Consider the following 21,115-nt stretch of genomic DNA (forward strand, 5'->3'; position numbering starts at 1 on the left):
CGGCACGCTTGACTGCCGTTCTGGCGCTGGGCCTAGCGGGCCCAGCGCTGCCATCTGACGCCCCCCCGCCTCCGCTCCCTGATCTCACCCTCGACCCCAGCGCCACCATCGTGATGGGCGTCTCCTCCGGTGGCTACATGGCCACCCAGCTTGCCGTAGCCTACCCCGAGCTCTTCCAGGGCCTCGCCGTGTTCGCCGCTGGCCCATGGGGCTGTGCCCAGGGCGAGCTGAATCGTGCACTGGGCCAGTGCATGTCGACCCTCCGCGGCCTGCCGGAGCGCGATGCTCTGCAGGCGCGCCTTTCGGACTACCGCACTCAGGGGTTGGTCGGCCAGGCCAGGGCGCTTTCCGGCCAGCGGGTTTATCTCTGGCATGGCAGCGCCGATACCACCGTAGAGCCCGCTCTGGGCGAGATGCTCGCCGAGCAGTACCGCGACTGGCTAACCGCCCCCGAGTCGCAGCTCAAGGTCGTGCGCCAGGCCGACGCCGGGCACGGCTGGCCGGTGGACGCCAGCGTCCTGAGCGATTCGGCCGAGTTCGTCGACTGCCGGGAAGGTGGCACGCCCTACTTGCTGGACTGCGGCCTCGATGGGGCCGGAGAGGCGCTTGGCTGGCTGTATGCTGAAGATGGTGAGGAAAGTGTGAAAGGTGAGTCAGGTGAGGAAGAAACGCCCCTTACTACCCCGACAACGCCACCACCCGAGCGGTTGTTCACCTTCGACCAGTCAGCCTTCGACGACGATCTGGCCGAACAGGGCTATCTCTATGTGCCGCAAGCCTGCGAGTCCGGCAGGACCTGCAGCCTGGTCGTTGCCCTGCACGGCTGCAGCATGAACGCCGCCGCGATCGGCGAGGCCTTCATGCGCGACACGAGTCTCAATCAGTGGGCCGACACCCTTGGCCTGGTGGTGCTCTACCCTCAGGCCACCACCAGCCTCGCCAACCCACTGGGCTGCTGGGACTGGTGGGGCTATGAGGAAAGTCTCTGGCAGCCGCAACCTCAGCACGACAGCCGTGCCGGCAAGCAGTTGGCGGGATTGGTAAAGATGGTTCGACAACTGCTCGACCTGCCCGATGGCGCAGCATCTGACAGCTGAGCCTTCTCCTGCTCCTGCTAATCAGTCAGCGAAGCAAGAGCACACCACTCAAGCGCCCACGTCTTGCCCCGCCACGGCTTCAACGGCTTCTGACCACCTCGAAGTCGAACCAGCTGCCGCGACGCGCCTTATCGGTTTCGACCACCACCTGGGCACGCCAGGGCATTACCGCCTCGGTACACAAACCGATCTGTCCTTCTCCAACGAAGGTGCCCGGCCCGACTTTTTTCAGCGGGAAGCGATGCAGCCCCATGGGCATGTTGCGCCCCACGAACTCCACCGTGACCGCCTTGGCGTCGAGGCCTTCCAGGGCCACGGTGAGTGGCAGGGTCGTCATCGGGGCCAGGTCGTTGCCAACACCAAACACCAGTCGCCCACCAAACCCGAGATTGGCTTCGCAGGGCCCGTCGTGAAGGTCGCAAGCGCCAGACGGTGGATACCAGGTCACGTCGCTCTGGCTGTCTCGCAGGTAGTAGTCCAGCAAATACCAGCAGGCCACCACGACGGTGGCCAGAGTGACCATGATCAGCAGATTGAGCAGGGGTGAGCGCGGAGCATCATCGTCCTGAGCATGAGGGGAAGAGTTCATGGCGGCGAAAACAGCACTCCCAAGGCATGTCTAAAAGGTTAAGCTTATCAGCATTTGTCGTTGACGCCCTGGGCAGCAATGTCGCAGGGCGACCACAAGGATGAGGAGACGCCATGACCAGCGTCGAACAGGCTCTCGGACCGCTATTCCTGCTGATTCTGACGGGTGCGCTGCTGGGCGTTGCACGATGGCCCGGCGGCGACTTCTGGACGCGCCTCGAAGGGGTCATCTATCACCTGCTGTTCCCCGCCATGCTGGTGGCGACCCTGGCCACCGCTGAGGTCGGCTCGGTGCCAGTGGTGCGCCTGGCGCTTGTGCTACTGGGAGCGATGCTCGTCTTCGCGCTGCTGCTATGGCTTGGCCGAGGCTGGCTGTCGCTGAGCCAGCCGGCCTTTACCTCGGCTTTCCAGGGGGCGCTGCGCTTCAACACCTATGTCGGCGTGGCCGGGGCCGCCGCCCTGCATGGCAACGCCGGTGCCACAGTGGCCGCCGTGGCGGTGGCGCTGATGGTGCCGGTGGTCAACGTGCTGTGCGTTGCGGCCTTCGTTGCCGCCGGCACTCTGGGGCCCTCTAGCCTGGGCAAGAGCTTCGCCGCCCTGGCGCGAAATCCGCTGATCCTGGCCTGCCTGGCAGGCATCGCGCTCAACCTTACCGGCACCGGGCTGCCCGGCTGGAGCGAAGCGGCGGTCAGTCTGTTGGGCCGGGCCGCCCTGCCGCTGGGCCTGGTGGCGGTGGGGGTCGCCCTGCGTCCTCAGGTTCTGCTGCGGCTCTCGGCCGGCGTCTGGGCCGCCACGGCCATCAAGCTCGCGCTGATGCCGGCGCTGGTGCTGTGCCTCGCTCTGCTGCTGGGTCTGCCCCCCGTCAGCCGCGACGTGGCGCTGCTGTTCGCCGCCCTGCCCACCGCCACCTCGGCCTATATCCTCGCCCGCCAGCTGGGCGGCGATGCCGAACTGATGGCCGCTCTGATCACCGCCCAGACCCTGCTGGCCATGCTGACCCTGCCGCTGTGGCTTGGCCTGGTGATGGGCTAACCTCTTGCCTGACTGATCTTTTGGCGAGGCTATCACGCCATATTCTGCTCTCCGAGTCGCCGCTTTAGCCTTCCTGGGTGACCCGGTTGGCGCAAGGCATGCCGCGACTCAGGGCATCGATGTTGGCAAGCGTCACCTCGGCGATCTCGGTGAGCGCCTCGGCGGTGAAAAAGCCCTGATGGCCGGTGATCAGCACGTTGGGGAAGGTGGTCAGGCGTTGGAAAACATCGTCATCGATGATGTCGCCCGAGTGGTCGCGGAAGAACAGCGACGTCTCCTGCTCGTAGACGTCGATGGCCAAGCCCCCTAGACGCCGCGTCTTGAGCGCTGCGATCGCGGCCCGAGTATCGATCAGCCCGCCCCGCGAGGTGTTGATCAAGATCGCCCCAGGCTTGAGCCGGCAAAGCGCCTGCTCATCGATCAGATAGCGGGTCTCATCGGTGAGCGGGCAGTGCAGGCTGATCACATCGCTTTCAGCCAACAGCCGTTCCCGGGACACATACTCCCCGTCCAGCGCCTGGAAGGCTTCGCTCGGGTAACGGTCCTCGCCGAGCAACCGGCACCCGAAGCCGCGGAAGATGCGCGCCGTGGCAAGGCCGATGCGCCCGGTACCAATCAGGCCCACCGTCTTGCCGGCAAGCGTCATGCCTAAAAGCCCCTCGAGCATGAAGTTGCCCTCGCGCACCCGGTTGAAGGCCCGGTGGGTGCGACGGTTGAGGGTCAGCAACAGCGCCAGAGCATGCTCAGCCACCGCTTCCGGTGAATAGGCCGGCACCCGCGCCACCGCGAGGCCCAAGCGCTCGGCGGCGGCCAGATCCACGTTGTTGAAACCGGCGCAGCGCATGGCAATGAAACGCACGCCGAAGGCCGCCAGCGCTTCCAGCACCTCGGCATCCAGCCGATCGTTGACGAAGGCGCAGACCCCGTCGACACCCTGGGCCAGCACCGCACTGTCCGGCGTCAGGGTCACCTCGTGAAACTGAAGGTCGATATCGCGACCTGCACACGCCTCGGTGAAGAAACGACGGTCGTAGGGCTGAGCACTGAACACGGCAACGCGGGACACGGACACCTCCTTGTGAAGACTCTGGTAAAAACCCGTATGAAGACTCTATGTACAAAAACTGCTGAAAACTCTTGTGGAAACACGGGCGCGAGACCTAGAGTCAGATCTTTTATTGAAAAATATTCTCGTTACGCTTGACCGCTCAAATGAGAATGCTTATCTTTGATGTGTGGCGCTCGCCAAGCGCCACTTACCATGCAGAGAATGTCAGGTTCCCTGTCATGGTTTCTCCTCATCAAGCTAGTCACGGTCTTAATGCCGCCCTCCCGGGCGGCGTTTTTTTGTCTGGCTTTCAAGACGATAAGGCCATTGTGCCGGGCATCGGTCGGGCTCGCCTTGTCCTCCGTCAAGCTCGACCGTGTCATCACGTTTCTCAGCGCCAGCATGCTCTGCACAGCCTCAGCGAGCGCCGCGCTCTCGCCACAGGCCGCGCTGATAGAGCCGCTCGTGGAGCAGTGCAGCCAGTGCATCCACTGCGGGCTTCGAGGCCGCCGACATCCGTTTGCCGAGGTGAAGCTGCGCCTCGCCGCCGGTCAGCGCCGGCAGCCCATCCGCCGGCCCCAGCTCGCGCATCGCCGGCGTCAGCCGCTCCCGGTCGAACACGCTGATCGACAGCCCCGCCTCCACCGCCGTTTCCAGGGCATGAACGCTGGTACTGGTGAAGACCGCATACCAGGCGCGCTCCTCGGCCTCCAGCGCCTCAATGCCGATCGCCCGGTACGGGCAATCCACCGGATGCAGGCCCAGCGGCAAGGGCTGCGTCGGGTCGAGCACGTACTCCCGAGCCGCGGCCCAAACCGGTGAAGTGCGCCACAGCGGCTGGCCACCTTCGAGCCGGTGCGAGCGGTCGAGCAGCAGCGCAAGCGTCAGCTCACCACGCTCGAGCCGTCGGGCCAGTTCACCGCTGGTCGCGGTGACCGCCTCCAACAGCACATCAGGATGCTGAGCCATGAACTCGGGCAGGATCTGGCCTACCAGCTCGCGGGCAAAATCCTCCGGCATGCCGAAACGCACTCTGCCGGAAAGCCCTTGGCCGGTGAAACGCGCCAGCAGCCGGTCATGCTGCCCCAGCAGGGCGCGAGCCTCGCGCATCAGCGACTCACCAGCGGGCGTCAGCGTCATGCCGCGAGCGCTGCGGATCAGCAGCCGTGTCGCCAAGCGCTCCTCTAATCGCTTGATTTGCATGCTGATCGCGCTGACCGTGCGATGCCGCTGCTCGGCGGCTGCGGCCAGGGTGCCAAGCTGCGCGACAGCCAGAAAGCTGCGCAACGACTCAAGATCCAGGGCGCTGGACACGACTTCAGACATATTGAAGGCTCACTGCAATTTTAATCGATTCTCTTAACACTCTAGTCGCCCGAGAATGGCCACGCCATCATCGCCAACGACCGCTGAACACCTGGGATGTGATGATGCGCTAGGAGACACCATGCAACTGCACTCATCGACACCTGGATTCCCTCACCGTCTGCCACTCGGGACCCTGTCCATCGCCGCGGGCTTCGTGCTCTGCTGGAGCAGTGGCTTCGTCGGCAGCCGCCTCGCGGTCGCCGTCGACACCCCGGTACTCACCCTCTACGTCTGGCGTTTCGCCCTGGCGACCCTGATCGCGGCCCTGATCTGGGCGGCACAGTCGGGGCCGCAGGGCCTGCGTGAGCAGCTTGCGTGGCGGTCACTAGGGCGGGAGGCGGCGATTGGCAGCCTGACCGTGGGCCTTTATCTGCTGGCCATGCTGGTGGCCGTCCAACAGGGCGTCAGTGCCGGAGTCGCTTCGCTGGTGGGTGCACTGCAGCCCCTGGCCGCCGCCGGATTGGCCGGCCTGTGGCTCGGCGAAATCAACGGTCGCGGCCGCTGGATCGGCATGGGCGTGGCCACCCTGGGTGCCGGGCTATGCGTGCTGGATGACGTGCAAGGAGTTGGCGGGGCGCCGGCCTGGGCCTATGCCCTGCCAGTGCTGGCGGTGGCAGCGGTGACGCTTGGCAGCGTCATGACCTCGATGCCACGGGTGAAGCTGCCGTTGATGGCACGCCTGACGGCTCAACTCATGGCGGCAACGCTGGTGTTCGTCGCGGCGGCGCTTGCCGCTGGCAGCCCTCTGACGCCGCCGTCAATGGACGCCGAGACGCTCACCGTGATGGCGTGGCTGGTGGGACTTGCCACCTTCGGCGGCTACGGTTTCTTCGTGGTCGGGCTGGGACGCTTGGGGGTAGCGCGGCTGTCGACGCTGATCTACCTGACGCCGGCGGTAACGCTGGGCTTCACCGCCGTCCTGTTCGACGAGCTGCCGGGGCAGCTTGGCTGGCTGGGGATGGCGGTGGCCGCCGCCGGGGTGCTGATGGCCCTGGGCTCACGCCCACGCTCAAGCAGCTCGACGCAAGCACCCGACCGGGCAACCAGCCAGACGTCCTCTCAGGCCAACATGGAGGCATCCCATTGGTCAGCCCAGGTCAGTGACGCGCTCGATGGCGAGCACGCGCACCAGGAGATCCCTCAGACCCAGGCCCGCCCGGTGGGCGAGGCTCAGGCCTCGCGAGCGAAGATCAGGTCCCAGACGCCATGGCCGAGTCGTTCGCCGCGGGCCTCGAACTTGGTCAGCGGCCGGAAGTCGGGGCGCGGCACATAGGGCGCGCTCTCGGCGGGGGCAGTGTTGCGATAGCCGGGCGCCTCCGCCATCACCTCCGCCATCCACTCGGCATAGGCCTCCCAGTCGGTGGCCATGTGCAGGGTGCCGCCGGGCTTCAGGCAGCGGCGCACCAGCTCGACGAAGGCCGGCTGAACGATGCGGCGCTTGTGATGCTTCTTCTTCGGCCAGGGGTCGGGGAAGAATAACTGCAGGCGCTCAAGGCTCGCGTCGGGCAGGCACTCGTCTAGTACCCGCAGGGCATCTTCACGGTAAACCCGCAGGTTGCTGAGCCCGCGCTTGTCGGCCTCATCCAGCAGCTTGCCCACGCCTGGGGCGTGCACCTCGATGCCGATGAAGTCGGTCTCGGGGTGGCGCTCGGCCTGCTCGATCAAGGAGCCCCCCATGCCGAAGCCAATCTCCACCACCAGCGGCGCCTGGCGCCCGAACAGGGTCGCCGGGTCCTGAGGGCCATCATCGAGCGTCAGGCCGAGCCGCGGCCAGACTTCCTCGAGGCCGCGGGTCTGGGCCTGCGTCATGCGCCCGGCCCGCAGCACATAGCTCTTGATGCCGCGGCGGTGCAGCGGCGCGGCCTCGTCTTGCGTTGTCTTCTCTTGTACAGATACATCGTGTGTCGCCTGCGCAGCGCCATCGGCGGCAGGGGCGGCGTCATCCGCCTTAGCGGCGGCTGCGGTGTCGGGCGTCGGGGTGCGGTCGTCGTTCATACGGCGGCGGTCGAATATCCGTGAGTCATAAGTAAGGCGGTCGTCAGTCAACGGCGGTGATCAACCGTTGATGCGTCCGGCGAAGGGCGAGGACGGCTCGGCGCTCTGGCGGCGCGGCATGCGGCCGGCCAGGAAGGCCTCGCGACCGGCTTCCACGGCCTGACGCATGGCGTTGGCCATGCGCTCAGGATCGCGAGCATGGGCGATCGCCGAGTTCATCAGCACGGCGTCGCAGCCAAGCTCCATGGCCAGGGCCGCGTCCGAGGCGGTGCCGATGCCGGCATCCACCAGCACCGGCACCTGGCTCTGCTCGACGATCAGGCGCAGGTTGTGCGGGTTCTGGATGCCGTGGCCGGAGCCGATCAGCGAGCCCAGCGGCATGATCGCCGCACAGCCCATGCGCTCGAGCTCACGGGCAACGATCGGATCGTCGCTGGTATAGACCATGACGTCGAAGCCGTCGGCCAGCAGCTCCTCGGCCGCCTTGAGGGTCTCGACCACGTTCGGGTAGAGGGTGCCGTCGTCGCCGAGCACTTCGAGCTTGACCAGGTTGTGGCCGTCGAGCAGCTCGCGGGCGAGCTTGCAGGTGCGCACGGCGTCGCGAGCCGTGTAGCAGCCGGCGGTGTTGGGTAGCAGGGTATAGCGGCTCGGCGGGATCACATCGAGCAGATTGGTCGCGTCAGCGTCCTGACCCAAATTGGTGCGGCGCACCGCGAAGGTCACGATCTCGGCGGCGCTGGCCGCGATCGCGCGGGACGCCTCGTCGAAGTCACGATACTTGCCGGTGCCGACCAGCAGCCGCGAGCCGAACTCGCGGCCGGCGATCGTCAGCGGTTGATCCTCGATACGTTCAGACATCTGGTCTCCTCGGGTGTGGCAGGCGCGCGGTGAACGCGCCAGCTAGCCGCCGCCGATGGCATGCACGATTTCGACGCGATCGCCTTCGGCGAGCCGGGTGGCCTCGTGCTGACTGCGGGGCACGATCTCTTCGTTGACCTCGACGGCGATCCGCCGGCCGGCCAGTTCAAGCGCAACAACCAGCTCGCCGACGGTGGTCTCGCTCGCAAGCTGCTTGGCATCACCATTGAGCTGGATCTGCATGGCATCCTCTCAACAGGCTGTTAAAGGGCCCATATTGTAGCCTGTTCGCGGCGCTCGGGGTACGGTAATCCCGGCATCGGCGCCAGGTGCGGCGAGCGGCCTCACTCGCCCCACCGACCCCAGTTGAACAGGAGAGCAGAATGCGAGATAGGCGATGGTGGATGACGGCAGCCGGCAGCGGCGCGCTGACAGTGATGGCCGGGGCCTTCGGCGCCCATGCCCTTGGCGACACCCTGGCCCCCAAGCTGCTGGCGGCCTTCGAGACCGGCGTTCGCTACCAGGCCTGGCACACCCTGGCGATACTCGGCGTGCTGGCCTGGCGGTCAAGCCTGCCGCGCGCCGGGCAGCTGGCGGTGATCCGGCTGTGGACGCTGGGCATGCTGCTGTTCTCGGGCTCGCTGTATGCGCTGGCACTCAGCGGCGTGACGCTGCTTGGCCTGATCACCCCGTTTGGCGGCCTGTGCCTGATACTCGGCTGGTTGGCACTTGGCTTCAGCGCCTGGCGAGCCTAGGGCTTGGGCGTAGAGCCAGGGCGCTCAAGTTTCAATCGCCGTCGGGCAGCGCATAGGTCGCGGTGACGATGGCCACCGGCTGCTCATCGCCGGCAGAATAGAGCTCCACCTCGCCGACCGCCAGGCGCCGGCCCAGCTTGACGATACGCGCGTTGGCAATAAGGTCGCGATCACCCCGGGCACGGCGCAGGAAGTGGCAGTTGAAATCGGTGGTCACGGCCATCGCCTCGGGACCGATCTGGGCCAGAATCGCCACGTACAGGCAAACATCGGCAAGCCCCATGATGCTCGGGCCGGACACGCTGGCGCCGGGGCGCAAGTGCTCATCCTCGATGGCGAGGCTCATGGTGGCACGCATCTCATCGACGCCCTCGATGGTGCCCTGGCGATGGGGGAAGGCCTCGTCGAGAAATTCTTCGATGGCGGCGGCGGACATCACGGTCATGGCGGGCTCCCTGCGGCGAGACGTTCCTATGAGGTGTTGCTATGAGGTGTTGCTATGAGGTGTTCCGATGATACACGGGGGTCGGGCCCAAGATAGCCTATTGGCAGGCCGCGCGCCCAGTCCCAACGCCCCTTCAAAGGTGGCAGACCGGGCCGCCATCAGGCCACGCAAAAAGGCCCCGGAACAGAGGTTCCGGGGCCTTGCTTGCTTACGTCAATCGGTCCCTCGGCCTGGGGCGTCCAAGTCATGCCCCAACACTGACCAGGACTCAGGGCTCAGCCCACCGGGGCGGGAGGGGCCAGGCGAGACCAGGCGAGGATATCGCCGTCAGTGCGCAACCTTCGCCTTGTGCACCGCCCGCCAGTGGTGCAGCAGCGGCTCGGTGTAGCCGGCAGGCTGTACCCGGCCCTTGAACACCAGGTCACAGGCGGCCTGGAAGGCGCTGGAGGCAGCGAAGTCGGCACTCATCGCCGTGTAGTCCGGGTCACCGGCATTCTGCTCATCGACGACCCGCGCCATGCGCTCGAGTGTTTCCTGAACGCGGTCGGCGCTCACCACGCCGTGGTGGAGCCAGTTGGCGATATGCTGGCTGGAGATACGCAGGGTGGCGCGGTCCTCCATCAGGCCGACGTTGTGGATATCCGGCACCTTGGAGCAACCGGTGCCGTGCTCGACCCAGCGCACCACGTAACCGAGGATGCCCTGACAGTTGTTGTCGAGCTCCTGCTGGATGTCCTCGTCGGACCAGTCGGGCTTCTCGGCCACCGGCACGGTCAGCAGATCATCCAGCAGGTCGGCCTCGCCCTTGGCTTCCAGCTCACGCTGGACGCCGGCCACGTCGATCTGGTGATAGTGCAGGGCGTGCAGTACAGCGGCAGTCGGCGAGGGCACCCAGGCGGTGTTGGCACCGGCCTTGGGGTGGCCGACCTTCTGCTCGAGCATGGCGGCCATGCGATCCGGCATCGCCCACATGCCCTTGCCGATCTGCGCGCGGCCGCGCAGGCCGCAGGCCAGACCGATCTGCACGTTGTTGTGCTCGTAGGCCCCGATCCACTTGCTGCCCTTCATGTCGCCCTTGCGGATCATCGGCCCGGCTTCCATGGCCGTGTGCATCTCGTCGCCGGTGCGATCCAGGAAGCCGGTATTGATGAAGGCGACCCGTGACGCGGCCTCGTGGATGCAGGCCTTGAGGTTCGCCGAGGTGCGACGCTCCTCGTCCATGATGCCCATCTTCAAGGTGTCCCGATCCATGCCCAGCAGGTCCTCGACGCGGGAGAACAACTCGCTTGCGAAAGCGACCTCGGCCGGGCCGTGCATCTTCGGCTTGACGATGTAGACCGAGCCACTGCGCGAGTTGCGCGGCGCGCCGTCGGCCTTCTTCAGGTCGTGCAGCGCCAGCAGGCCGGTGACCACGGCGTCGAGCATGCCTTCCGGCACTTCGTTACCATCGGCGTCAAGAATCGCCGGCGTGGTCATCAGGTGGCCGACGTTGCGCACCAGCATCAGCGAGCGGCCGTGCAGGCTCAGCGTGGAACCGTCAGGCGTCAGATAGTCGCGATCGGCGTTGAGGCGACGGGTGACGGTCTTGCCGCCCTTCTCGATCTGCTCTTCGAGATCGCCGCGCATCAGCCCCAGCCAGTTGCGATAGACGCCGACCTTGTCCTCGGCATCCACCGCGGCCACGGAATCCTCGCAGTCCATGATGGTGCTCAGGGCGGCCTCGACCACCAGGTCCTTGACCCCGGCCGGGTCGGTCTTACCGATCGGGTGGCTGCTGTCGAACTGCAGTTCCAGATGCAGACCATGATTGGCCATCAGAATGGCGGTAGGCGCGCTGGCCTCGCCCTGATAACCGATCAGCTTGCCCGGATCCTTGAGACCGGTCTCACGGCCGCCCTCGAGACGCACCAGCAGGTGGCCGTCGCGCAGCGAATAGCCAACGGCATCGCGATGCGAGCCGGTGGCCAGCGGCACGGCACGGTCGAGCACGCCGCGTGCGTAAGCCACCACCTTGGCGCCGCGCTTGGGATTGTAGCTGGCGCCCTTCTCGGCACCGTCGTCCTCGCTGATCGCATCGGTGCCGTACAGCGCGTCGTACAGGCTGCCCCAGCGAGCGTTGGCCGCGTTCAGGGCATAGCGGGCGTTGCTGACCGGGACCACCAGCTGCGGACCGGCCTGAACGGCGATCTCACGATCGGTATTGGCGGTGGTGGCACTGACGGTCTTCGGCGCGTCGACCAGATAGCCGATCTCCTCGAGGAAGGCCCGATAGGCCGGCATGTCGCTCACCGGACCGGGATGCTCCCGATGCCAGGCATCCAGCTTCTGCTGCAGGCGCTCGCGTTCGGCGAGCAATTCCCGGTTGCGCGGTGTCAAATCAGCAAAGAGGGCATCGACGCCGGTCCAGAAGGCCTTGGCGTCGATGCCGCTGCCCGGCAGGGCCTGATCGGTGATGAAGCTATCCAGCTCGCGGGCCACTTGAAGGCGGTGGCGGGTAACTCGTTCAACCATGGGGATCTCCTGATGCACGCTGACCAACCGGCCAGGCTCGCCGCAGCGAGCGCCCTCTCGTCGGCACGGAAGGCTTTTTGTGGAAATTAATTCCAGAATATTCTCGAGCTGATGCTATCCCATATTTCGTCGGGCGTCGTCAACTCCTCGACCAAATGATGAGAACCGTCGTTTACAAATATGGCTTGTGCCCCCCGCTAGCGCTAGCATGTGAGCACTAGGGAGAGATTGATGACCGACTTCGCATCACTGCAGGCGCTTGGGCCGATGGAACGCACAGGTGCCCCCGGCGGCCCACCTCATGCCGGGACCCTCGGCCGATATCTCGAGCATTACCAGCTGTCGCCGCTGCTCGCCGACCAGGTCGGCCTGCACGTGGGTTTCATCGAGGCCGGAAACTTTCGTCTCTGGGCCCAGGTATGGAGCCCCGCCGAACCCAAGGGCACGGCCTTCGTGGTGCATGGCTACTTCGATCATCTAGGACTCTACCGCCACCTGCTGGCCCTGCTGCTCGAGCGCGGCTGGCGAGTCGTGATGTGGGACCTGCCCGGCCATGGCCTGTCCAGCGGCCCCCGGGCCACCATCGAGGATTTCGACGACTACGGGCTGTGCTTGCGTGCATTGCAGGACCATCTCTCAAATCGCGGTCTGGCGCCACAGCCCTGGATCGGCATCGGCCAGAGCACCGGCGCGGCGATTCTTGCCACCGATGCCCTGCGCCAGGGGCCCGACAGTCACTGGGCGGGGCTCGCCCTGCTGGCGCCACTGGTCCGGCCCTTCGGCTGGTCGCAGTCGAGCTGGCTGCACCTGCTCGCCGGCCCCTTTCTGCGCAGCCTGCCAAGGCGCTTCAACCCCAACTCCACCGACAGCGACTTCACTACCTTCCTCAAGGAGAGTGACCCCCTGCAGCCCGATCGCCTGCCGGTAAGCTGGATCAACGCCATGCGCCGCTGGATGCCGCGCCTGCTGGCGCTGCCCCCCAGCGAGCTGCCCGTGCTGATCCTGCAGGGCGAGCAGGACCTGACCGTCGACTGGCAGTGGAACCTCGAGGTGCTGCGCGGCAAGTTTCCGCGCGCCATCGTCCACCGCCACCCCGAAGCGCGTCATCACCTAGTCAATGAAGCCGAGGAAATCCGTCAGAGCATGTTTGCCGAGCTCGAGACCTTCCTGGCCCAGTTCGAGACGAGCCCCGCCGTGACCCAGGAACCCTCGGTATGAGATACCTCACCTGCCCCACTCAGAAAGCGTGCCTGGCGGTTCTGGCCATACTCTGGCTGATGGCCGGCTGCGCCAGCACGCCCGAGGCGCCCCCGACACTGCGCCAGGCACTGCTGGGGCTCAGCGATCGCGCCGCCGCGCTGGTGCTGGCCCAGCCGGCCTGGTCGCAGGCCGATACCAGCGCAGGACAGGACATCGTGCTGCTACTGGGCGAGACTCAGGTCGACGCCAGCCTCGGCATTACCCCGGAGCGCTTTGGCGAGAGCCTGTCGCGAGCCCTGTTGGCCGCCCCCCAGGGCCCTCAGGTGCTCGACTGGATGCCAAGCATGACCACGCGCGAAAGCGATAACGCCAATCTCTGGCTGCTGGAGAGCCGCCTCGAACCCGATGGCCCCAGGCTGACCCTCTCGGATCGGGACCTGCTGCCCTACCGGCTGACCCTCGCGCTGCGCCACCCGGGCGATGACGAGATCCGTTGGCAGCGGATGGTAAGCGGCGCCTTCGACACCACCGCGCTCTAAGCTCTCGAACTCTCAAACGGACTATCGAAGCCAGCCTCACTGCCTGGGCCTGCACAGTTGAGTCGCTCCTCCTCTGGCGCCACAATCGTGCTATCGCTTGTAAGGAGAGCCCGCATGCCCCGCTTCGCCGATCACCTCTACCGCGACGGCCCCGCCAACCCCTTCCCGGGGATCAAGGCGCTGGAGCGCCGCCTGGGCCGCGAGATTCCCCACCGACTGGGCTCCAACGAGGGCCTGGATATGCCGCACCGGGCGCTCGAGGCCCGCTTCGGCGCGGCGCTCAGCGAGCTGGCCCGCGGCTACGGCGACGCAGGCGCCATGGGCGTGCGCACGCGACTCGCCTCAGCGCTCAATGTTGATCTGGACAACCTGCTGGTCGATGCCGGCGCCGACAGCCTGCTGGCGCTTGCGCTGCGCGCCGTGGCTCCCGCCGGCACCACGGTGGTGACCAGCGCCGGCAGCTACCCGACCTTCGGCTACTTTGCCGCCGGTCAGGGCTGTCGAATCATCGAGACCCGCTATCAGGAAGCGCCGGGGCTGCTCGCCCCGGACCTAGAGGCCCTGGCCGATGCCGCAACACGCGAAGACGCGCGGCTCGTGTATCTGGCCAATCCCGACAATCCGGGCGGCCACCTGCACGATGATGACGCCATCGCCGCGCTGCGCAACGCCTTGCCCGAGACCTGCACCCTGCTGCTCGACGAGGCCTATCACGACTTCCGCGATGATGCGGCACGACACGCCGTGCTGCCCGGGGTGATCCGCGTGCGCACCTTCTCCAAGGCCCACGGTCTGGCTGGGCTACGCATCGGTTACGCCCTCGCCGAGGCCGAGACCCTCGAGATGCTGATGAAGGTCCGCATCCACTATGCGGTGTCATCGCTTGCCGAGGCCGCCGCCGAGACCCTGCTCGACCACCCGGACGAGACCCGCGAGCATATCGAGGCGGTGATCGCGCGCCGCGAGCGCCTGGCCGCACACCTGCGCGGACTCGGCGCCGAAGTGCTGCCCAGCGCCACCAACTTCATCGCCGTGCGCCTGCCCGATGCCGAGCTGGCCGGTCGAGTACACGGCGAGCTGCTCGCCGCCGGTAGCCTGATCCACCGCCCCCCGCATCCGGCGCTTGGCCATGTGCTGCGCATCAGCGCCGTCGAGGACGCCTTGGTACCCGGCCGCCTGGCCGCGCTGGAAGAGGCCCTGGCCAACGGCTGAGACGCCTCCTGTCGCCCAGGGTCGGCCCTGCCCCGCTGGCTGGCCCCTTGGTTAGCCGCGCTTCAAGAGCCGGTCGAGCTGGCGAAAGCCGATCGCTTCCATCAGCTCGGCCCGCCCGGGGCGCGGTTCGCCGGCGAGATCGGCAAGCGTCAGCGCCACCCGCAGCACCCGGTGATAGGCACGCGCCGAGAGCGACAGCCGCTCGAGCACGCTGGCAAGCCAGGCGCGGTCGGCGGCTTCCAGAGCACAGGCGGCTTCCAGTTCGCGCCCCGGCAGATGGGTGTTGAGGGCACCGCGCTCGGCCTGTCGGGCGCGGGCGGCGATCACCCGCGCGCGCACCGTGGCCGAATCCTCGCCGGTCTCCCTTGATGTCAGCTGTTCAGGCGCCAGCGCCGGCACCTCTACCTGCAGGTCGATACGATCGAGCAGCGGGCCGGACAGCCGCCCCTGATAGCGCTGAATCTGCGCGGCGGTGCAGTGGCAGGCCCGTCGCGGGTCGCCGAGATAGCCGCAGGGGCAAGGATTCATGGCCGCGACCAGCTGGAAGCCGGCCGGGTAGCTGCGCTGCTGGCTGGCCCTGGCGATATGAATCTGTCCGGACTCGAAGGGTAGGGGTTTTTGCCAAACATATGTCCTGAAGGTTCAACCAAATAGATGACAATTCTAATCCACCATGTGTAATATCCACTTAACAGTGATTTTTCGGAGTGAAGCGATGTTGATGGCACTATTTGTTGCAAAACTTTTAGATATAGTTGGCTTTTTCATGGCCGGGGTAATGGTGTTGTTCATAAAATCAAAGTGGGGGATTGTAATATCAGGTGCGACTGCTTCGGTTTTGACAATTATCGTTGTTCAATTATCTGGAAGAAACATCCCAGCGGATATCATGGGGGCAGTGTTCTTCGCTGGCATCATCGCTCACAGCATTCATGCTGGTATTATTTACTACACAAAACACCTGATTATAAAAAAAAGAATACTGGCTAAAGACGAGGCCTAACAATGGGTATTATTTCTGATTTAATTCTGGGCAATACCCTTACTAAACTCACCAACTTTTTTGTCGACCTTTCGGAATCACATAAATATAACTTTATAGGTGCGGGTGGAGGTATTGACAGTCTGCCAAAGCATAAGAGAGAACTCTATGAGAGAAAGGTTGAAAAATGGATTGAAACCCTAAAAAAGCACCCAAGACATGTTGTTACTCGCGAACTTATCAAGAATATGCAAATATCAAAATCTCTCAATAGGATGGAAAGAGCTAGAGCCCAGCTTCAATTGCTAGAGTTCTTGATTAACGAGGAAGTAGCACTTAACTTTGATGACTTTGAAAAATCATACCTTTAACCCAATTAAATGCCTCTCGATACAACCCAGCCCAGAACGGCCCAAAACGGCTTATGAGCTCGTATCTGTCAACATGAGTAGGTATGGTCATGCAACTGGGGTTTCGGGCCTACGAGCCTTTTTTGGCTTGATTCTCCCTAGCACATCATCGCAGGAGTCAGGCATTTCAAGGACATGCTCGGCATCTATATCTTTTATGATTTTATCAGCCAAACCCGCACCATTTGTTAGCTCGCTGATTTTGTCGCTAAACTCTTTATTTACTTGAACCAACTTCTCGTTTTTCTCTTTTTGTAATTTCAGCTCTTCGGCTAGAACTGATATTGTCTTGTATTGTTCATTTAAGCTATAGTTTGCCTCTTCTGAAAATATCTTGAAGTCTTCCCCTATTTGCTCCTCAACCATTTCTTCTATAAGTTTACCGCATCTCTCTTTATAATGAGAAGCACCTTCAAACTTCTTTGGTTTTGGCATTTTGAAGCCATATATATTTACATCTTTCGGCCTCTCGACATTTTCAACCTCTATTTCATTATTTAATGCTTGATGGACTCTTCTAGCATACTCATCGGTTTCTGTATGCTTTGCTTGTGTAAATTCCTTTTTTTCACCTGGAGCAACATCCAACCCTTCAGCCTTGCAGAAATCAGAGAAACTTTCTTGCAATTCATTAAATAGTTTTTTGTTAAGCATATCTCTAGCAGACAACGACTTAACGACCTTAGTGGGCTTTGGCTCCCCCCTCTCTTCCCTCGCCAACTTTTGCTTCTTTGTTTCTCTAACTTTAACCTCTTTCTCAACAATCGGAACAAAGGTTAAGTGTATATGCGGGGTTGTTTCGGATAAATGAAGCTCCATTGAGATTATATTGTCCTCCCCGAAGGTTTTAAATGCGAACTTCTTGGCAGCTTTTTTAAACTTTTCAACCCTTTCTTCATCGTATTTACCAGCCCCATCAGGATCGCCATTCTCATAATCTGGCCTAAACACTGGCGAGGAAGCACTTAAAACAGCAGTGGCGGCAATTACGGAGTTATTCCTAGGCTTGACTTTGTTTTCTTTGAACTTTCTAGCTATAAGCTGATTGTAGTCAGCTTTTTGCTCAAACTCTTCTTTATAAGCTCTGTGAAGTATTATTATTTTACTTTTTAGTTCCTTTGTGCTTTTAACTCTATCCCTAGTGTGAACCTCCAACTTCCCTTCATCACTTAGTCGCCTATTATGCTTGAATAGCTTTTTTAGCTCACCATAGTTTTTCCTTTTCTTTATATTTACAAATACCTTGTTGCTCATTTCCAAATCTCCTTTTGATTAAATCCATTCCATTTAAGGCTCTCTCTTCAATAACTAATATGCTTGCGGAGCAAGCATTGATGCGATAGCATCATAGCCCTCGGCAGAGCTCACACAATGAAGTAGGCGAAGCCGTTAAGCTTCATTGTATAGTGAGCTATACAATGAAGCTCATTATATTCTAACATACTTATGCGAGACCATTGTTGTCGGGAATATTGACATCCGCCTTACTCTCCATTTCTTCCATCGCCTTTTCCATCTTGTGCTTGTAGCCATGGCCCTTCCAAGCCAAATCTAAATGCAACCTGATACCTTTATACTGTGTAGACAAGAATCCATACTCTCGTAGTTTCTTAATTGACCTACTGATGTGTGGTTGTTTTTTATTCAGCTTCTCGGCAATCTCTTTTTGCGACATCTTTACATAGTTGCCATAGTCAGCCTTGCCAATCAAATACAGTAAAATAATTAAATCTGCTTTCTGAAGATTAGAGTCTATAACTCTTTGTATAGCTGTCTTCTTTTCTTTTTCGCTCATTGTCGAACTCTCCCTTATTTCATCGCATTTCTTTTTTATTTTTTCTTCTCTCGCCATATCATCCATTACTAGCTTGAGATAGTAATCTTGGTTATTACTTAGATTTCTCTTGAAGTCGTTTCCTTGCGGTTTAGATTTTTGAATTACCTCCTGCTCATAAACCTCTCCAAACTCATCTTCATAATAGACTTTTCCGTTTTCGTGAAAAAAACTTCCCTTTTTCCTTTGTTCCATGATATAATATCCTCATTATTGGTGGTTATTACCGGGAGCTTTGGCAGAGCTCCTTTTTTGTGCCTAATATTATACCATATAATGTATATTTTTTAAATCTAATATTAAATAATTACCGTGTACGGTATCTGGGTTACCATATACGGTAATTAAAGTTACCGTGTACGGTAAGTAATGACGTCATTTATAAAGTAAAAGTGCTTAGAATATGACAGCGAAATCTTTCTATATTCTATAGGCTTGGTGAATCTGCCACATTTTTTGTTGAAAACCACATGAAGCCTTCGGCTCTTTTTTGTTTTTAATCCTATGCGGTGGCTTCGCCACCTAGTTATTGAACCAAGAAGTTTTAATTGTTTATATAGTCAGCCAAGTTGTTTATCTTGTATTTTTCTAGTGTCTCGTTTCCCCTGAGTTTAAACCTGCCGACTTCAAAAGCATACCGTGTTTCATTGATATATATCGCCATTTCAACAGCTCTGTATTTTTTGATATGTTTGACGTATAGTTTTACTCCAACGTCTTTTAAAAACTTGTTGATTTTCAACCTTCCTTTTTCTGTATAAACCATATCTAAAAGCTCATTAAATGAATATACATTCAAGCTTTCTTTTCTCTGAACATCCATTCTGTTTAAATCAGCCTTTAGCCTCTCAACTTCTTCTTCGATAGTTGCCATTTTTTTGAATAAATAAGTTGGTGCTTTACCTTCAAGCTCATCTGCTGTTTTTTCTAGATTTGAAAGTATCGATATATTCTTTGAAAGCTCTTCTTTCTTCCTATTAAACAGCTCTATGTCTTCTTCCTTTTCTTTCGGCCTCATAATCTCATAAATTAGCTTGTCTTTTTCGTTTATATCTTTCTTGTATTCCAGCCGGAGCTCTAACTCTGCCAAGAACATACTGAGGACATATTCAGCCCTGATGAACTGCTCTTCGCATCCAGCCTTTTTTTCTTTCCTTGTTTCACACTGATAATAGCTATACCAAACACCCCTTGGATTCCTATTTTTCATAAAAATCATAGTGGAGCCACAGTTGGCACATTTAATACAGTGCTTGAATATGTTCAGATTTCCAATCGACTTATTGCCATACTCAACTTTTACCCTCCTGCTCTCCATTGCCTTTTTTGCTTCATAAAACTCGGAATCGCTAACGATCTTTGGGTAATAGTTCTCTATATATCGCTCGTGAACCTTTTTTCCATCAATCCTTCGCTGTGCCCTATAAGCACCTCTAATATATTGGTTTTTCATTAAGTGGTCGATATGCCTGCTTTGCCATTTTCTTTTTGACCACTCGTTAACTTTCCTTACCGACTGGCCGGCACCTTCATACTTCAGGTTTTCTATAATGAAGCGGATTTCTTTAGCCTCTTCTTCAACTATAGAAAACTTCCCATCCACAACTTCTAGCCCGTAGGGTGTGTTTTGCTTCGTATTAAAAACCTTCCCTTCTTCTGCTAACCTCTTTGCTTTATTCCAAGCTGAACGGCGACGTTTGCTTTTCGTTTCGCTTTCTTCATTAGCCCGTTTGGCGATTAAGCCAATCATTAAATAGTTTTCCAAGTCTCTTTCTTCATCTTCATAGCTATAAAGCCGTTGATCTATTGTTGTGTATATTTTAACTCCTTTTTTAAGTATTTCCTGAAGAATATCAGCGGTTTTATTGAGTGCCTGCCTGCTAATGCGGTCAATACTTTCTATGACAAGAAAATCACCCGCCTTGATTTCTTGATTGTCAATTTTTTCAAGTATCTCTGAAAATCGCCCCTTCTTGATGTTATCGCCCCTATAAGACGATATGCCTTCATCCGTGTAGATTTCAGCGACTTTCACATTGAAACGGCTCTCAAAGGCTTCTAGGGGGCTTCTCTGCCTTTCTATGCTGTCGCCCTTGGACTGGATGGCTGAGGAGTAGCGGACGTATGCGATTGCCTTGGTCATTGGTAGGGTGCTCTAGCCAGTCAATTTGTTTGACTATAACACCCACCGCTCTCCATGGGTTCGCGCATCACTTCGAGTACATGGCGGGAAAATTCCGGCAGCTCATCCAGAAACAGCACGCCGTGATGCGCAAGCGAGATTTCGCCGGGTCGCGGCTTCGAGCCACCGCCGACCAATGCCACGGCGCTGGCCGTGTGGTGAGGCGCGCGAAAGGGCCGCTGACCCCAGTGTTCGCGCAGGCCAAGCCCGCATACCGAGCGAATCGCCGCCACCTCCAGTGCCTCGTCTTCGGAAAGTGCCGGCAGAATACCCGGCAGGCGGCTGGCCAGCATGGTCTTGCCGGTACCGGGCGGGCCCGCAAACATCAGGTTATGCCCGCCAGCGGCGGCCACCTCGAGGGCTCGGCGCGCCTGATGCTGACCGCGGACCTCGGAAAGATCGGCGCTGACAACCGCGGGGGGCAATGGGCTTGATAGGCGATGGGGCGTCAGCGGTGTCTGCTTCACCAGGTGCGCCACCACCTCTAACAGATGGTCGGCGGGCAGTACCTCAAGGCCGCTCACCAGCGCTGCCTCATCGGCATTGGCGCGGGGCACAATCAGCTTGCGGCCCCGTGCCCGCGTGGCAAGCGCCACCGGCAGCACCCCGGGCACCGGGCGCAAGCGGCCGTCGAGGGCCAACTCGCCGAGGCATTCCAGATCGGTCAGAGATTCGGCGGGCAGCTGGCCGGAGGCCACCAGGATGCCCAGCGCGATCGGCAGATCGAAGCGCCCGCCTTCCTTGGGCAGGTCGGCAGGCGCCAAATTGAGGGTGATGCGCCGCGTGGTGGGAAACTCAAGCTGGGAATTGACCAGGGCGCTGCGCACCCGTTCGCGGCTTTCCTTAACCGCCGTCTCCGGCAGGCCGACCAGAGTCAGGCCCGGCAAGCCGTTGGCCAGATGTACTTCAACCAGCACCTCGGGGGCCTCGAGGCCGAGGCTCGCCCGGCTCGAGATGATCGCCAGTGTCATACGCGTTCCTTGCGTAGCTCAGTGTCGTCTCCTAGACACTAGCGCAGATAACGCCCGCCTGTCGCTGACTCCCGACTCAACGCGCGCC

20 protein-coding genes and 2 pseudogenes are annotated in these 21,115 nt (G+C 60.2%); 9 read left to right on the top strand and 13 right to left on the bottom strand.

Annotation, left to right across the window (positions count from 1 at the left end; translation table 11 throughout):
- Positions 1–8 precede the first annotated feature (8 nt).
- Positions 9–1,097, top strand: coding sequence for a PHB depolymerase family esterase (locus tag Q2K57_RS06790; RefSeq protein WP_304526417.1), 1,089 nt, complete (start codon positions 9–11; stop codon positions 1,095–1,097).
- Positions 1,098–1,176: 79 nt separating this feature from the next.
- Here Q2K57_RS06790 and Q2K57_RS06795 read toward each other — a convergent pair whose 3' ends face one another.
- Complete coding sequence (locus Q2K57_RS06795; RefSeq protein WP_112055970.1) at positions 1,177–1,686, bottom strand: hypothetical protein; 510 nt, start codon at positions 1,684–1,686, stop codon at positions 1,177–1,179.
- A 113-nt stretch (positions 1,687–1,799) separates the two neighbouring features.
- On the opposite strand from Q2K57_RS06795, the gene Q2K57_RS06800 reads away from it, so the two are divergent.
- A complete protein-coding gene (locus tag Q2K57_RS06800; protein WP_112055971.1) occupies positions 1,800–2,717 on the top strand; it encodes an AEC family transporter in 918 nt (305 codons plus the stop codon).
- Positions 2,718–2,781: 64 nt separating this feature from the next.
- Here the strand turns inward: Q2K57_RS06800 and Q2K57_RS06805 are convergent, their stop codons facing one another.
- Positions 2,782–3,783, bottom strand: coding sequence for a 2-hydroxyacid dehydrogenase (locus Q2K57_RS06805; protein WP_304526418.1), 1,002 nt, complete (start codon positions 3,781–3,783; stop codon positions 2,782–2,784).
- Positions 3,784–4,182: 399 nt separating this feature from the next.
- Positions 4,183–5,091 (bottom strand): LysR substrate-binding domain-containing protein, encoded by a 909-nt coding sequence (locus tag Q2K57_RS06810; protein ID WP_304526419.1) that lies wholly within the window; start codon positions 5,089–5,091, stop codon positions 4,183–4,185.
- Between the two features lie 121 nt (positions 5,092–5,212).
- Between Q2K57_RS06810 and Q2K57_RS06815 the strand changes: the two genes are divergently transcribed.
- Positions 5,213–6,406, top strand: coding sequence for a DMT family transporter (locus Q2K57_RS06815; protein WP_304526420.1), 1,194 nt, complete (start codon positions 5,213–5,215; stop codon positions 6,404–6,406).
- On the opposite strand, the gene trmB is transcribed toward Q2K57_RS06815, so the two are convergent.
- Genes trmB through thiS form a run of 3 tightly spaced genes read right to left on the bottom strand, consistent with a single transcriptional unit; the run spans position 6,304 to position 8,229 of the window.
- Positions 6,304–7,128, bottom strand: coding sequence for a tRNA (guanosine(46)-N7)-methyltransferase TrmB (gene trmB / locus Q2K57_RS06820; protein ID WP_304526421.1), 825 nt, complete (start codon positions 7,126–7,128; stop codon positions 6,304–6,306). The two genes, Q2K57_RS06815 and trmB, sit on opposite strands and share 103 nt — an antisense overlap.
- Positions 7,129–7,188: 60 nt before the next feature.
- Entirely contained in the window at positions 7,189–7,986 is a 798-nt protein-coding gene (locus Q2K57_RS06825) for a thiazole synthase (protein ID WP_092526591.1), read from the bottom strand.
- Positions 7,987–8,028: 42 nt separating this feature from the next.
- Positions 8,029–8,229, bottom strand: a complete 201-nt coding sequence (gene thiS / locus Q2K57_RS06830; protein WP_112055978.1) for a sulfur carrier protein ThiS — start codon at positions 8,227–8,229, stop codon at positions 8,029–8,031.
- 140 nt (positions 8,230–8,369) lie between these two features.
- Between thiS and Q2K57_RS06835 the strand changes: the two genes are divergently transcribed.
- Positions 8,370–8,741, top strand: coding sequence for a DUF423 domain-containing protein (locus Q2K57_RS06835; RefSeq protein ID WP_304526422.1), 372 nt, complete (start codon positions 8,370–8,372; stop codon positions 8,739–8,741).
- 31 nt (positions 8,742–8,772) lie between these two features.
- Here Q2K57_RS06835 and Q2K57_RS06840 read toward each other — a convergent pair whose 3' ends face one another.
- Positions 8,773–9,186 carry a PaaI family thioesterase gene (locus Q2K57_RS06840; RefSeq protein WP_112055980.1) on the bottom strand — a complete coding sequence of 138 codons (414 nt, stop codon included), beginning with the start codon at positions 9,184–9,186 and terminating at the stop codon, positions 8,773–8,775.
- Between the two features lie 327 nt (positions 9,187–9,513).
- Positions 9,514–11,697 (bottom strand): malate synthase G, encoded by a 2,184-nt coding sequence (locus Q2K57_RS06845; protein ID WP_304526423.1) that lies wholly within the window; start codon positions 11,695–11,697, stop codon positions 9,514–9,516.
- Between the two features lie 231 nt (positions 11,698–11,928).
- Here Q2K57_RS06845 and Q2K57_RS06850 point away from each other — a divergent pair, with 231 nt between their 5' ends.
- From Q2K57_RS06850 to Q2K57_RS06860, 3 genes are all read left to right on the top strand, one after another.
- A complete protein-coding gene (locus Q2K57_RS06850) occupies positions 11,929–12,915 on the top strand; it encodes an alpha/beta hydrolase (RefSeq protein ID WP_304526424.1) in 987 nt (328 codons plus the stop codon).
- The gene (locus Q2K57_RS06855; RefSeq protein WP_304526425.1) at positions 12,912–13,436 is read left to right on the top strand and encodes a hypothetical protein; all 525 of its coding nucleotides are present in this window, start codon (positions 12,912–12,914) and stop codon (positions 13,434–13,436) included. Before Q2K57_RS06850 ends, Q2K57_RS06855 begins: the two co-directional genes overlap by 4 nt.
- A gap of 114 nt (positions 13,437–13,550) precedes the next feature.
- Positions 13,551–14,648: an aminotransferase class I/II-fold pyridoxal phosphate-dependent enzyme gene (locus tag Q2K57_RS06860; RefSeq protein WP_304526426.1), complete on the top strand. Its 1,098-nt coding sequence runs from the start codon at positions 13,551–13,553 to the stop codon at positions 14,646–14,648.
- A 51-nt stretch (positions 14,649–14,699) separates the two neighbouring features.
- On the opposite strand, the pseudogene Q2K57_RS06865 reads toward Q2K57_RS06860, so the two are convergent.
- A pseudogene (locus Q2K57_RS06865) lies at positions 14,700–15,257 on the bottom strand (ATP-binding protein); the annotation flags it as partial.
- A gap of 106 nt (positions 15,258–15,363) precedes the next feature.
- Here Q2K57_RS06865 and Q2K57_RS06870 point away from each other — a divergent pair.
- Positions 15,364–15,651: a hypothetical protein gene (locus tag Q2K57_RS06870; protein WP_304526427.1), complete on the top strand. Its 288-nt coding sequence runs from the start codon at positions 15,364–15,366 to the stop codon at positions 15,649–15,651.
- A 2-nt stretch (positions 15,652–15,653) separates the two neighbouring features.
- Positions 15,654–16,001: a hypothetical protein gene (locus Q2K57_RS06875; protein WP_304526428.1), complete on the top strand. Its 348-nt coding sequence runs from the start codon at positions 15,654–15,656 to the stop codon at positions 15,999–16,001.
- A gap of 87 nt (positions 16,002–16,088) precedes the next feature.
- Here the strand turns inward: Q2K57_RS06875 and Q2K57_RS06880 are convergent, their stop codons facing one another.
- The 4 genes and pseudogenes from Q2K57_RS06880 to Q2K57_RS06895 form a co-directional block, all read right to left on the bottom strand.
- Complete coding sequence (locus tag Q2K57_RS06880) at positions 16,089–17,294, bottom strand: plasmid recombination protein (RefSeq protein WP_304526429.1); 1,206 nt, start codon at positions 17,292–17,294, stop codon at positions 16,089–16,091.
- A 190-nt stretch (positions 17,295–17,484) separates the two neighbouring features.
- Positions 17,485–18,069 (bottom strand): helix-turn-helix domain-containing protein, encoded by a 585-nt coding sequence (locus Q2K57_RS06885; protein WP_304526430.1) that lies wholly within the window; start codon positions 18,067–18,069, stop codon positions 17,485–17,487.
- A 349-nt stretch (positions 18,070–18,418) separates the two neighbouring features.
- The gene (locus Q2K57_RS06890; protein WP_304526431.1) at positions 18,419–20,017 is read right to left on the bottom strand and encodes a recombinase family protein; all 1,599 of its coding nucleotides are present in this window, start codon (positions 20,015–20,017) and stop codon (positions 18,419–18,421) included.
- Positions 20,018–20,061: 44 nt separating this feature from the next.
- Positions 20,062–21,027 (bottom strand): annotated as a pseudogene (locus tag Q2K57_RS06895) (YifB family Mg chelatase-like AAA ATPase); the annotation flags it as partial.
- Positions 21,028–21,115 lie beyond the last annotated feature (88 nt).

Source organism: Halomonas sp. I5-271120, assembly GCF_030553075.1.
Taxonomy (GTDB): domain Bacteria; phylum Pseudomonadota; class Gammaproteobacteria; order Pseudomonadales; family Halomonadaceae; genus Onishia; species Onishia taeanensis_A.